This window comes from Arthrobacter rhamnosi (genome assembly GCF_054510975.1).
In genome coordinates this window covers 105,418-118,310 of record NZ_JBTNDN010000005.1, presented here as the reverse complement: position 1 = coordinate 118,310, position 12,893 = coordinate 105,418, and the positions used below count along the sequence as shown (strand labels likewise).

At 69.7% G+C, this 12,893-nt stretch carries 11 protein-coding genes and 2 tRNA genes; 9 read left to right on the top strand and 4 right to left on the bottom strand.

What is annotated here, in order from left to right; translation table 11 throughout:
* Window positions 1-148: 148 nt before the first annotated feature.
* Window positions 149-1,219, bottom strand: a complete 1,071-nt coding sequence (locus tag ACX80J_RS12515) for a hypothetical protein (protein WP_459347999.1) — start codon at window positions 1,217-1,219, stop codon at window positions 149-151.
* Window positions 1,220-1,389: 170 nt separating this feature from the next.
* Between ACX80J_RS12515 and ACX80J_RS12510 the strand changes: the two genes are divergently transcribed.
* The 8 genes from ACX80J_RS12510 (at window position 1,390) to ACX80J_RS12475 (ending at window position 9,160) form a co-directional block, all read left to right on the top strand.
* Entirely contained in the window at window positions 1,390-1,530 is a 141-nt protein-coding gene (locus ACX80J_RS12510; RefSeq protein WP_459343424.1) for a hypothetical protein, read from the top strand.
* Window positions 1,531-1,753: 223 nt separating this feature from the next.
* Window positions 1,754-2,527, top strand: coding sequence for a fumarylacetoacetate hydrolase family protein (locus ACX80J_RS12505; protein WP_459343423.1), 774 nt, complete (start codon window positions 1,754-1,756; stop codon window positions 2,525-2,527).
* A gap of 125 nt (window positions 2,528-2,652) precedes the next feature.
* Window positions 2,653-4,161 carry a glutamate--tRNA ligase gene (gltX, locus tag ACX80J_RS12500; protein ID WP_459343422.1) on the top strand — a complete coding sequence of 503 codons (1,509 nt, stop codon included), beginning with the start codon at window positions 2,653-2,655 and terminating at the stop codon, window positions 4,159-4,161.
* A 3-nt stretch (window positions 4,162-4,164) separates the two neighbouring features.
* Window positions 4,165-5,016: an HAD family hydrolase gene (locus ACX80J_RS12495; protein ID WP_459347998.1), complete on the top strand. Its 852-nt coding sequence runs from the start codon at window positions 4,165-4,167 to the stop codon at window positions 5,014-5,016.
* Window positions 5,017-5,086: 70 nt separating this feature from the next.
* Window positions 5,087-5,158: transfer RNA gene (locus ACX80J_RS12490), tRNA-Gln, on the top strand.
* 68 nt (window positions 5,159-5,226) lie between these two features.
* Window positions 5,227-5,299: transfer RNA gene (locus tag ACX80J_RS12485), tRNA-Glu, on the top strand.
* 163 nt (window positions 5,300-5,462) lie between these two features.
* The gene (locus ACX80J_RS12480; protein ID WP_459347997.1) at window positions 5,463-7,253 is read left to right on the top strand and encodes a dynamin family protein; all 1,791 of its coding nucleotides are present in this window, start codon (window positions 5,463-5,465) and stop codon (window positions 7,251-7,253) included.
* Window positions 7,250-9,160, top strand: coding sequence for a GTPase (locus ACX80J_RS12475; protein WP_459347996.1), 1,911 nt, complete (start codon window positions 7,250-7,252; stop codon window positions 9,158-9,160). The genes ACX80J_RS12480 and ACX80J_RS12475 overlap by 4 nt, the downstream gene beginning before the upstream one ends.
* Window positions 9,161-9,207: 47 nt before the next feature.
* On the opposite strand, the gene ACX80J_RS12470 is transcribed toward ACX80J_RS12475, so the two are convergent.
* From ACX80J_RS12470 to ACX80J_RS12460, 3 genes are all read right to left on the bottom strand, one after another.
* A complete protein-coding gene (locus ACX80J_RS12470; RefSeq protein ID WP_459347995.1) occupies window positions 9,208-9,855 on the bottom strand; it encodes an MBL fold metallo-hydrolase in 648 nt (215 codons plus the stop codon).
* A 106-nt stretch (window positions 9,856-9,961) separates the two neighbouring features.
* The gene (locus tag ACX80J_RS12465) at window positions 9,962-10,552 is read right to left on the bottom strand and encodes a DUF1697 domain-containing protein (protein ID WP_459347994.1); all 591 of its coding nucleotides are present in this window, start codon (window positions 10,550-10,552) and stop codon (window positions 9,962-9,964) included.
* A complete protein-coding gene (locus ACX80J_RS12460) occupies window positions 10,552-11,268 on the bottom strand; it encodes an IclR family transcriptional regulator (RefSeq protein ID WP_459310915.1) in 717 nt (238 codons plus the stop codon). The genes ACX80J_RS12465 and ACX80J_RS12460 overlap by 1 nt, the downstream gene beginning before the upstream one ends.
* Window positions 11,269-11,414: 146 nt before the next feature.
* On the opposite strand from ACX80J_RS12460, the gene leuC reads away from it, so the two are divergent.
* Window positions 11,415-12,884 (top strand): 3-isopropylmalate dehydratase large subunit, encoded by a 1,470-nt coding sequence (gene leuC / locus ACX80J_RS12455; RefSeq protein WP_459347993.1) that lies wholly within the window; start codon window positions 11,415-11,417, stop codon window positions 12,882-12,884.
* Window positions 12,885-12,893: the final 9 nt, after the last annotated feature.

Sequence of the window (12,893 nt, the reverse complement as noted above, 5' to 3'; positions counted from 1 at the left end):
CGGCCCGACCGGGGCCTGCTGAAGACTCTATGCCAGATTCCTCGGCTGGCACACCCCACTGCGAACACGGGTTTGGCAGGTTTTTGCTTGACTTCCCCCCGGTGGTCAGGGCGACCGATCCGGCTCCGCCGCGCCGGCACCGCGACTTTCACTGGCCCTGGATGCTGTCGATCAGTGCCCGCGCACTGGAGGCACGGTCCTCGGCCCCGGACTGCAGGAACAGATCCTCGCTCAGCTCGAGATCCGCGACGGCGCTTCCGCCATTCCCGAGTGCCGCCAGCGCTCGTCCGAGCAGGAGGTGAGCCTGGGCCGCGACATGCGATGCCAGGAGGTGCTTCTGTTCGATGATCTCGTTCAATTTCTCGATGGCGGCGTCGTACTGTCCGGTCAGGACGAGCCAGTGAGCGCGAGTCAGCTTCAACTCGAGGCGGTCACGTTCGGTCCCACCGACGATGGAGTTGGCGAGCTCGGCCCGCTCGATGCACTCGAGTGTTTCGGGCTCGACGACTCCCGCGGCCAGGCGGACCTGTGCGGAGCCGTGATTGAAGCGGGCCCAGAGGTCGAGGTCGTTGGTGGGCGACAGGTTCTTGGCGGCCTCCTGGTGATACGCGACACCCTCGGTGATGTGTGTAAGGAGGAAGGCTACGTTGCCGATGGCCCAGTAGGACTGGCCCGCATACCTGTTGTCCGGGTCTTTTCTCAGCAGGTCGGCTAGCACGAGGCACTCTCGCCATGCATCTTCCAGGAGGACACTCTCGGCCAAAGACGCGATGAGCGCGTTTTGCGCCTCGATGGCGATCGCGCTGTGGACCGGCTCGGTCAGGGCTGCTGCGGCCGCGCTCCGGGCTGCCGAAACGGCTGTGGTCAGGTCTCCGCTGCCCTGTGCGGCGAAAGCACGCAGGGTGAAGACCCGCGCCTGAAGTGCCACCGACTGCTGTGTCAGGGGGTGGGCCGCGAGTTGATCAGCGATTTTCCGAGACTCGTCCATCAGGTCCTGTTTGCGGAGGCACTCCGACACCAGGAAGGAGGCGTTCCACCAGCTCTCCTCTTCGTGGTGCGCAGACGACATTGCGGCCCACTGCTCGGCGAGCTTCTGCGCGGCCGCATAATTCCGCTGGTTCCACGCGTCACGGGCTTGGAACTCGAGCAGCATGCGTTCGCCAGGATCGCGCTGATGGGACATGCGTACCTTCGACTTCCGGTTGGCGGGCTGACTCATACCATTCTCGGGGGGAAAGGCTCAGGGGACAATCCTGCGGAAATAGTTCAAAATAACTTCGGGAATTCTGTTACAGAAGTGACTGGTGTGGCTTACGATAAATACGGAGGACGCCGTGGTAGTTAAGCGGGACTCCCACCACTGTCGATCAAGCCAAAAGGACGTACATCATGAAGCGCTTCACCTCCGCCCTCCTGCTCGCCACCCTCCTCGTCAGCGGCGGTGCCGCAGCTGCGAACGCTGCTCCCGCCAAGGCCGGTTCCGATTCCACCGTCTCCTCGACGGACCGCGTCGGCGCCTGGCCCTTCTAGCCAACTCGGCAGATACCTGACGTCTCATCAGGTATCTGAGCAATCCGGCTTGATCCGCAGTACTGATACCGCGGGCACCCTCGTCTCTGGGGAGGGAGTGCCCGCGGTATCTCTTTTAAGTCCCGCGGTATCTCTTCACGTCCAGGTGCGGGTCAACTCCTCGGTGTGAGCAAAGCATATTCGGGCGCGCTCCGCGGACAACACCTCACGTTAGGCTGGCGCTATGCGAATCGCACGCTTTGTCGTAAATGATGACCCAACGTTCGGAGTCGTGGAGGGAGCCCCCGGGAGCGAGGAAGTCGCCGTCATCCAGGGCGACCCCTTCTACGCCGGCGTCCAGCTCACCGGCGCACGCCATGCCCTGGAGGACGTCCGGCTCCTGGCCCCCGTCATTCCGCGCAGCAAGGTCGTGGGCATCGGCCGTAACTATGCCGACCACATCCAGGAGATGGGCAGCGAGACTCCGGCCGCGCCGCTGATGTTCCTCAAGCCGAACACCTCGGTCATCGGCCCCGGCGACCCCATCATGCTGCCCTCCTTCTCCGACCAGATCTCCTACGAGGCCGAACTGGCCGTCGTCATCGGGCGCATCTGCAAGGACGTCCCGCTCGAGCGCGTCGACGACGTCGTCTTCGGTTACACCTGCGCCAACGACCTGACGGCGCGGGACGTCCAGAAGACCGACGACCAGTGGGCCCGCGCGAAGGGCTTCGACACCTCCTGCCCGATCGGGCCCTGGATCGAGACCGACCTCGATCCCGAGAACCTCAGCATCCGCGGGACGCTGGACGGCGAACTCCGTCAGGACGGCTCCACGAGCGACATGATCTGGGGGGCACGCGAGCTGGTGGCCTACGTGTCGCAGGCCTTCACGCTGCTGCCCGGTGACATCATCCTCACCGGAACACCCGCCGGTGTCGGCATGATCACCGACGGCCAGCGGTTCGACGTCGACGTCGAAGGCATCGGACGGCTGTCCAACCCGGCACGCCGCTGAGGGGCAAGGCGTCGTCGGGCCGCCGGACCGCGGTGCCCGACGGCGCATGGGTGATGGACGAGCTGCCCTCGGCGGAGATGCTGCACGAGGGCGGGCCCGGTGGTCGCACTTAGACTGGGACCATCATGACTACTGCCGCAGATATCCCCACCGTCACCGATGCCACACCCGTCCGGGTCCGATTCTGTCCGTCGCCGACGGGCACCCCGCATGTCGGGCTGATCCGCACGGCCCTGTTCAACTGGGCCTATGCACGCCACACCGGGGGGAAGCTCGTCTTCCGCATCGAGGACACCGACGCCGCCCGCGACAGCGAGGAGAGCTACCACCAGCTCCTGGAGGCCATGACGTGGCTGGGCATCGACTGGGACGAAGGCGTCGAGGTCGGAGGGCCGCACGCGCCCTACCGCCAGTCGCAGCGCGGCGAGCTGTACCAGGACGTCATCGAACGCCTCGTCCAGGCCGGCCACCTCTACGAGTCCTTCTCGACCCCCGAGGAGGTGGAGGAGCGCCACCGCGCAGCAGGACGCGACGTCAAGCTCGGCTACGACAACCACGACCGCACCCTGACCGAGGAGCAGAAGGAAGCCTTCCGGTCCTCCGGTCGCCCCGCCGTCCTGCGCCTGCGGATGCCGGACGAGGACATCACATTCACCGACCTCGTCCGCGGTGACATCACCTTCCGGGCCGGCAGTGTGCCCGACTTCGCCGTCGTACGCGCCAACGGGGCGCCGCTCTACACGCTCGTCAACCCGGTCGACGACGCCCTCATGGGAATCACGCACGTCCTCCGCGGAGAGGACCTGCTGTCCTCCACGCCGCGGCAGGTCGCGCTGTACCGGGCGCTGATCGACATCGGAGTCGCACGCTACATGCCGCTGTTCGGGCACCTGCCGTACGTCATGGGCCAGGGCAACAAGAAGCTGTCCAAGCGGGATCCGGAGTCCAACCTGTTCCTGCACCGGGAGCGCGGCTTCATCCGCGAAGGACTCCTGAACTACCTGTCGCTGCTCGGCTGGAGCCTGTCGGCCGACGAGGACATCTTCTCGGTCGAGCAGCTCGTCGAGAAGTTCGACGTGCGCGACGTCCTCGCCAACCCCGCGCGCTTCGATCTCAAGAAGGCCGAGGCGATCAACGGGACGCACGTGCGGCTGCTCGACCCGGCCGAGTTCCGCTCACGGCTCCTGCCCTACCTCGCCGCCGCCGGCCTCATCGGCGCCGATCCCACGGAGGAGGAGCTGCGGATCGTGGCGGAAGCGGCCCCCCTCATCCAGGAGCGCATCACCCTCCTCGGCGAGGCGCCGGAGATGCTGGGATTCCTGTTCAAGGCCGACGACGCCATCGACATCGCCGACGACGCCCGCAAGGGACTCCCCGACAACCTGGGCGAGGTCCTCGACGCGACGCAGGAGGCCCTCGAGGGGGTCGCGTCGTGGGACGCGGAGTCCCTGCAGGGCGCACTCCGGTCCGCGCTGGTGGATACGCTGGGGCTGAAGCCCCGCCTGGCGTTCGGGCCGGTGCGTACCGCTGTGTCGGGTCGCAGGATCTCACCGCCGCTGTTCGAGTCGATGGTGATCCTCGGGCGGGATTCCTCGCTCGCCCGGGTCCGGGCGCTCCGCGCCACGGTGGGCTGAGCCGTGCCGGTTCCGATGACCCCGGCAGGGGCGGGGCAGGCGGCCGCGGGGGGCCCGGGCGTGGACGGCGTGCTGTTCGACATCGACGAGACGCTCGTCGACCTCGAACAGGCCATGGGGCACACGCTCCAGTCCATCCCGGATCCTGCACTCGACCACCTCAGCGACGACGACTGGGTCCGGTACAAGGCTCTGTACACGGGTGACCCGCAGAGGCACTATGACCGCTTCCTCGCCGGCGAGCTCACGTTCGAGGAGCAGCGCGTGCACCGGATCCGCCACGCGCGGGCGGGCTTCACCCGTGAACCCTTCCTCGGCCAGACGGCGGATGCATGGGTCCGGGCGTACGAGCAGATGCTTCCCCTGCATTTCCGGGCGTACGACGACGTGGTGCCGCTGCTCGACGAACTCGACGCGCGGGGCATCCCCTATGGAGCCGTGAGCAACAACGTGCACGACTACCAGCGGGCCAAGCTGGATCGGGCGGGCCTCCATCGCATCGCCGTCCTCGTCGGCATCGACGCGGTCGGCGTCGCGAAGCCCGATCCCGCCATCTACCGGGAGGGCGCGAGGCTCATCGGCACCGCTCCCGAACGCACCCTGTACGTGGGGGACAACCGCCTGATCGATGCCGTCGGGGCCCGCTCGGCAGGACTCGTCGGCGTCTGGCTCGACCGCACGGGGATGCGCGGGGAGCCCGGTACGGTATCGGCTCCGGATGCCTCGGGGGACCCGGTGGGACTGTCGGGTGGGGCGGGGAATCCGCTGGGATCCAGCTCCGCCGAGGACACCGTCGAGGTGCCGCGCATCACCGGTCTGGCGGCCGTTTTGCAGTTCCTGCCCTCTGTCCGGTAAAGTTATATCTCGGCGCGGAGCGGTTACGCGGTCGAGAACCCAGCAGGATCGGGTCTTCGGGAAGTGCCATTGGGGTATGGTGTAATTGGCAACACACTGGTTTCTGGTACCAACATTCTAGGTTCGAGTCCTGGTACCCCAGCGCACTCCGGCCCTCACGGGCAGGATGGCACAAAGCAGTAAAAAGCAGTAGTAGGATGGAAAAGTACTGGCCCCATCGTATAGCGGCCTAGTACGCTGCCCTCTCACGGCGGTAACGCGGGTTCGAATCCCGCTGGGGTCACAGCAGCCTGAACAGGCGCTCGTCCGCAAGGACACAACGGGAAATCCCGGACATCGTTCGATGTCCGGGATTTTCTGTTTTCCGGACGGATGTCGTCAGGTAAGTCCGGGACGTGCTGGCGTGGAGCCCTGACCGCAGGGGGAGGGGCTGGCATGATGGAGCCATGAGTGCACCGTCGACCGCCAGCGAAGCCCGGGGGCTACCCCCGCTGTTGCGGGATGTGCGGGGGGCGCTCGAGAACCTCGCGTTCCCCCTGGCCCTGCCGAGCTCGGTCGATGCGAGGGAAGCGGCGGCAGCTGCCCGTGCGCAGCTGAACGACTACATCCTTCCCCGGCTGGCCAGCCTGGACGCGCCACTGATCGCCGTCGTCGGCGGTTCGACGGGTGCCGGGAAGTCCACCCTCGTGAACGCCCTCGTGGGGCGTCCCGTGTCCGGAACCGGCGCCGTCAGGCCGACCACGCGCCAGCCGCTCCTGCTCCACCACCCCGATGACGCAGGCTGGTTCGACGATGCCCGCGTCCTGCCGACGCTCAGCCGGGTCCGGCTGGCGGGCGACGACGGCGCGGAGGACGGGGATCCCGCAACGACACTGGATGTGCCGGGGCACGCCGCCGGGGCGGACACCCTGCTCCTCCGGCCCACCCGGACACTCCCGGCCGGCCTCGCCCTGCTCGACGCCCCCGACGTCGATTCCATCGCGGACGAGAACCGCAAGCTCGCCGGGCAGCTGCTGGCGGCAGCGGACCTCTGGATCTTCGTGACGACGGCCAACCGCTACGCCGACGCCGTGCCGTGGAAGCTGCTGGCCGAGGCGGGGCGGCGCGACGTCCTGGTGGCGGTCGTCCTCGATCGCGTCCCGCCCGGCGTGGAGGAGGAGATCAGGGGTGACCTCCTGAACCTCCTGTCCGCCGAGAACCTCGGACACGCTCCCATCTTCGTCGTCCCGGAACTTCCCCTCAGCCCGTCGCGCATGCTGCCCGCGGACGCCGTGGTGCCGATCAGCCGGTGGCTGCAGGCGCTCGCCGCCGACGCCGAGGGCCGCCGGGACATCGCACGGCGGACCGTGCAGGGCGCCATGCGCGCGCTGGCCGGGCGCATCGATTCGATCGCCGAGGCGGCCACGCAGGAGCAGGCGGTCGGTGACGCCCTGCGTGCCTCGGTCGACGGGGCCTACCGTGACGCGCTGACCGACGTCCTCGCCGCCACCGAGGACGGCAGGCTGCTGCGCGGCGAAGTGCTGGCCCGCTGGCAGGACTTCGTCGGCACCGGTGAATTCATGCGGGGCCTCGAGTCGAGGATCGGCTGGGCACGGGACCGGGTCAGCGCCTTCTTCACCGGCAGGCCGGCTCCTGCCGCGACGGTGGCAGACGCCCTCGGCAGTGGCCTGCAGACCGTCATCGTGGAGCAGGCGGCGCGCGCGGACGAAGCGACCCGCCGGCGCTGGCGGGCGGAGCAGGCCGGCAGGGTGCTGCTCGAGGGGGTACCGCCCTGGCGTGCCGAGGACTTCTCCTCCAGCGTGGCCCGCGAGATCCGGGCCTGGCAGCAGGACCTCCTGCAGCTGGTCCAGGCCGAGGGGGCCGACAAGCGGTTCACGGCGCGGATGCTCTCCTTCGGCGTCAACGGCGTCGCGGTGGCCCTGATGGTGGTGGTGTTCGCCTCCACCGGAGGGCTGACCGGTGGTGAGATCGGCATCGCCGGAGCGTCGGCGATCGCGGGTCAGAAGCTCCTGGAAGCGGTGTTCGGTGATGATGCCGTGCGGCGCCTCACGGCGATAGCGCGGAAGAACCTGTCGCAGCGGGTGGACGGCCTGTTCCGCCACGAACGCGAGGACTTCGACCGCTGCCTGGAGCCGCTGGCCCACCAGACACCGGCGGAGTCGCTGCGCGTCCTGGCCCAGCATCTGCGCACGGCGGTTCCGACCGGACTGCCGGCGGCCGCGGAGGACGGGGCATGAGCCGAGACACCGGAGCGGCGGCGGACGCGCTGCTCGCGACCTCCCTCCTGGCCGCCCTCACCCGTCTCCAGGAGGCGTACGACCTCGGAACGGACCGACTGCCGCAGGACGAGCTCGAGCGCCTCCGTGGCACGTTGGAGCGTGCCGGCGCGCGGCGGTCCCTGTCCGCCGACCACACGGTCGTGGGTGTGTTCGGACCCACCGGCAGCGGGAAGTCCTCCCTCGTGAACGCGCTGAGTGGCACGGACGCCGCGCGGGTGGCGGCACGGCGCCCGACGACGTCGGAACCCCTCGCCCTGGTCTGGGGACGTCGGGGGAGCGATGAGCTGCTCGACTGGCTCGGGGTCGGCCAGCGTGTCCAACTGCCGGAGGGTGCCCCCCTCGTGGCCGGATCGCCCGTCCTCGCGTCGCAGGGAAGTACCGCAGCGCTCCGGTCCACGGGCGTCGCCGTCCTCGTCCTCGACGGGCACGAGGGTCATGACCGACAGGACGCACCCGGGGGGCAGGACGGGCAGGACGCGCGCGACGCACAGGGCACCGGCGATCCGACCGCCGGCCCGGCCCGGGACGGAACGACGGGCCTCCGCGGATTCTTCCGGCGGCGGCGCCGTCCCAAGGCTCCCCCCGAGCCCCAGGTCGCGGCAGCAGCGCGGACCGTCGCGGCGGACGACGCCCCCGGCCTGATCCTCCTCGACCTCCCGGACTTCGATTCGACGACGCTCGCCCATCGCGAGATCGTCCAGCGACTCGCCGGGCAGGTCGATGTCCTCCTCTGGGTGGTCGATCCGCAGAAGTACGCCGATGCGGCCCTCCATCACGGATTCCTGCGCGGGCTGGCGACCCACGAGGCCGTCACCGTCGTGGCCCTCAACCAGGCGGACCGTCTGGACCCCCAGGACCTCGAGGCCGTCACGTCGTCGCTGAGGGGCATCCTGGCCGGCGAGGGACTGTCCGACGTCGTCGTCCTTCCGGTGTCCGCACGTACCGGCGACGGCGTCACCACACTCGCCGACGCCATCCGGACCCTCGCCGAGAGCCGGGCAGCAGCCACGCGGAGGATGGCGGCGGACGCCGCGCGCGCCGCGGCGGACCTCCTCCCGTACGCCGGGGAGCACCCGGTGGCCAGGCCGTCCGAGGAGGCGACCACCGCCCTGTCCGACGAACTCGCATCCGCGGCGGGAGTACCGGTGGTGGTCGACGCCGTGCGCAGTGCCTACCGCCGTGATGCGCACGCCGTGGCAGGCTGGCCGGTCACGCGCTGGCTGGCCGGGCTCCGCCCGGATCCGCTCCGCCGGCTGAACCTCCGCCGGGAGGACATCGCCCCCGACATGCGCCGGTCCTCGCTGCCGCAGGGTCAGCCGGCCCAGCGGGCGAAGGTCGACCACGCCCTCCGCGTCTTCGGGGATGCGTCGGCCGCGGGAGCGGTCCAGCCCTGGCACACCTCGATCCGGGATGCCGCGCGCAGTACGGCCGCCGACCTCACCGATGCCCTCGACTCGGCCGTCACCGGCACCGACCTCGAAACCGGCCGGCGGGCATGGTGGGGGATCTTCGGTGTCCTGCAGTGGGTCGCCTTCGCCGCGCTCGCGGGGGGACTGGCCTGGCTCGGCGTCCTGGCCGTTCTCGGCTTCCTGCAGCTCCCCGCGATCGACGTCCCACGGGTGGAGGGGTTCCCGCTTCCCACGCTCCTGATCCTCGGTGGCGTGGTGACCGGCATCCTGCTGGGCGTTCTCGCGGCGCTGCTGGCGCGATGGGGAGCGGCGCGCAGGGCGTCCCGGGTGCGACGGCGGCTCCTGGCGTCCTGTTCGCGCGTCGCCCACGAGGTCGTTCTGCGCCCCGTGGAGGACGAAGTGGAACGCTGCAACAGCTTCCGCACCGCGGTCCGGGCGGCGCTTCAGCGCCCCTGAACTCCGGCCGGCGGGACGTGCCGTCCGTCGTCAGGAGGCCCGGATCGTCAGGAGGCCCGGACCGCCGTGCGGGCGACCGCGTTGTGGCCCGAGCAGACCCAGTCCACGGTTCCCGAGCCGATCCGTTCCGCGAGCACCCCGACGGAACGCGACGCGACCTGCGTGTCGTTGTTCAGCACGGCGTAGAAGGTCCTGACGCGTCCGTCCGCGGAGACCCGGGCGGCGTCGCCCGTGAACAGCACGCCACGCCACTGGTACGCGTAGTGGCCGGGAGTGTGGCCAGGGGTGGGCAGGTACTCGAGCCCCGGGAAGATCTCCCCGGACCCGCTCAGCTCCCGCGCGCCCTCGGGGAACGGGACGCGGGCCACCCTCTGCAGCACCTTCCGGAAGAGCGTCTTCGGCTTCGTGCGGCCGCGGAGGACATCGGCGTCCTCGGCCCCGATCCACACCGTCGCACCGAGGACTTCCTGGAGCCGCTGCGCCGCCTGTGCATGGTCGGCGTCGTAGTGCGTGAGGACGATGTCGGTGACCGGGCCGATTCGAGCCTCGCCGGCTCGGAGTTCGGCGATGACGCCGTCGAACCCGGAGGACATGCCCGGGTCGATCACCGCCGTGCGCCCGGCGCCCGAGACGACGAAGCCGTGCGAGCCCTTCTGCTGCTCGAGTTCGTAGCAATCATCGGCGATGAGGCGCATGGCTGTCCTTGTGCTGATCCGGGGGAGAGGCTGGTCGAACACTACCAACGCGACGGTGCTGCCGACAGTGCTGCCGAGCGTGCTGCCGACGGTGCTTGCTCCCGGCTCAGGCGAGGAGGCGTACCACCTTGTCCACCGTGTTGATGTTCCGCGTGGTGGACGTCGCCGCGTAGCGTGCCTTCGCGAGCAGCTTCGCGAGCGGGACCTCGGTCGACTGCCCCTTGGGGGAGAACCACCCGATGGCGCTTCCGCCCGCCAGCACCTCCGGCCGTCCGGTGAGGGCGTCAGCCTCGCCGAGGAAGGCCTCGAGGTCCGCGGGAGCCTTGAACAGGGTGATATAGGTGTGCACGTCGTCCGCCCCCGCCGGAGGCTGGGGAACCGACGCGGCAATCGCGACGAGGTCGGCACGGCCGACGACGATCACCCAGGCGAGGTAGCCGAAGCGGCGCCTCAGTGCTTCCTCCACGCACCCCGTGAGCTCCGCAGCGCCGAGCGAGGACGAGCAGGTGACGTTGCCGCTGGCGAGCACCGTGGCCACATCGGTGACGGGGAGGGTGGCGAGCTCCTCGCGGAGCTCCGCCATCCGGACCGTGATCCCGCCGACGTTCACTCCACGGAGGAAGATGGCGTATCGCTGGCCGGGGTCGGGGCCGACGTCGGGACCGGCTGCCGAGCCTGCTCCGGGGCGGCCCGGCATCACTCCGCCTTGCCGACGGCGAGGGTCAGCTGGCGTGCTGCGTCGGAGACGACCTCCGCGTGGATCCGCCCCGGTTGGCGGGTGAGGCGTTCCATCGGGCCCGAGATCGAGACGGCGGCGATCACGCGCCCCGAAGGACCGCGTACCGGAGCCGAGACCGATGCCACCCCCGCCTCCCGCTCGCCGAGGCTCTGGGCCCACCCCCGCCGCCGGACGCCGGCGAGGACCGTGGGCGTGAAGCGCGCGCTCTGCAGTCCCTTGAGCAGGCGGTCGTGGTCCTCCCATGCGAGGAGGCACTGCGCTGCGGACCCCGCCTTCATGGAGAGCTGCGTACCGACCGGAATGGTGTCCCGCAGCCCGACGGGACGCTCTGCCGAGGCGACGCAGACGCGCCAGTCCCCCTGGCGGCGGAAGAGCTGGGCGCTCTCTCCGGTGGCGTCGCGCAGGCTGAGGAGCACGGGGCCTGCCGCCGCGATGAGACGGTCCTCGCCGGCGGCGGAGGCGAGCTCCACGAGCCTGCTCCCCAGGACGAAGCGCCCCTGGATGTCCCGGCCGACCAGGCGGTGGTGCGCGAGGGCGAGGGCCAGGCGATGGACGGTGGGCCGCGCGAGGCCCGTCGAAGCGACGAGCTGCGCCAGGGTGGTGGGTCCGGCCTCGAGGGCGTCGAGTACGAGGGCGGCCTTGTCGATAACTCCAACGCCGCTAGAATTGTCCATAAGATGATATTGCCGTCTCATTATCTGAGACGCAAGCCGCGCGGCTGGCACTCGCCGCACAGCACTGGTTGAGTTGTCGGAGCATCAGTCTCGGCAGCGGCCGCCCCACCGGGTCCCGGCCCGCCGGACAGAAAAGGACGATCGTCATGGGCAAGACACTGGCAGAGAAGGTCTGGGACGCGCACGTGGTCCGCAAGGGCGACGTCGTCGGCGCCGAGGCGCAACCCGACCTCCTCTACATCGACCTGCACCTGATCCACGAGGTCACCTCGCCGCAGGCCTTCGAGGGTCTTCGCCTGGCCAACCGGCCCCTCCGGCGTCCCGACCTCACGATCGCGACCGAGGACCACAACACGCCGACGATCGACATCGACAAGCCGATCGCCGACCTGACCAGCCGCACGCAGATCGAGACCCTGCGCGCCAACTGCAGGGAGTTCGGTGTCCGCCTGCACTCGCTCGGCGACGCGGAGCAGGGCATCGTCCATGTCGTCGGGCCCCAGCTCGGCCTGACGCAGCCGGGACTGACCGTCGTCTGCGGCGACTCCCACACCTCCACGCACGGCGCGTTCGGAGCGCTCGCCATGGGCATCGGCACGTCCGAGGTGGAGCACGTCATGGCGACGCAGACCCTTTCCCTGAAGCCGTTCCGGACCATGGGCATCACGGTCGAGGGGACGCTGAAGCCCGGCGTCACGTCGAAGGACATCATCCTCGCCGTCATCGCCAAGATCGGGACCGGCGGGGGACAGGGATACGTCCTCGAGTACCGCGGGTCGGCCATCCGCTCGCTGTCGATGGAAGCCCGCATGACCATCTGCAACATGTCCATCGAAGCAGGAGCGCGTGCCGGGATGGTCGCGCCCGACGACACGACCTTCGAGTACCTGAAGGGCCGGCCGCACGCGCCCCAGGGCGCGGACTGGGACGCCGCCGTCGCCGACTGGCGCGAGCTGCGCACCGACGACGACGCCGTCTTCGATGCGGAGGTCTTCCTCGACGCGGACGAGCTCGAGCCCTTCGTGACCTGGGGTACCAACCCCGGTCAGGGTGTCTCCCTCTCGCAGGCCGTCCCCTCGCCCGACGACTTCGCGGACGAGAACGACAAGGCCGCCTGCAACCGGGCGCTGGACTACATGGCGCTCGAGCCGGGTACACCCATGAAGGACATCCGGGTGGACACCGTCTTCCTCGGGTCGTGCACCAACAGCCGCATCGAGGACCTGCGCATCGCCGCGGACATCATCCGGGGCAGGGAGAAGGATCCCGCGATCCGGATGATGGTCGTCCCCGGATCGGCCCGCGTGCGCCTGCAGGCCGAGGCCGAGGGCCTGGACCGCGTGTTCAAGGACTTCGGTGCTGAGTGGCGGTTCGCCGGCTGCTCCATGTGCCTCGGCATGAACCCGGACCAGCTGGCACCGGGGGAGCGCTGCGCCTCGACCTCCAACCGCAACTTCGAGGGACGGCAGGGCAAGGGCGGACGCACGCACCTCGTCTCGCCCGTGGTCGCTGCCGCGACAGCCGTCCGTGGCACCCTCAGCTCGCCGTCAGACCTGGCGCCCCTTCCCCTCGGCACCGGCGCCCATGCCGCCGAGCCCACGATCCCAGCAGCCTAGGAGAACGCC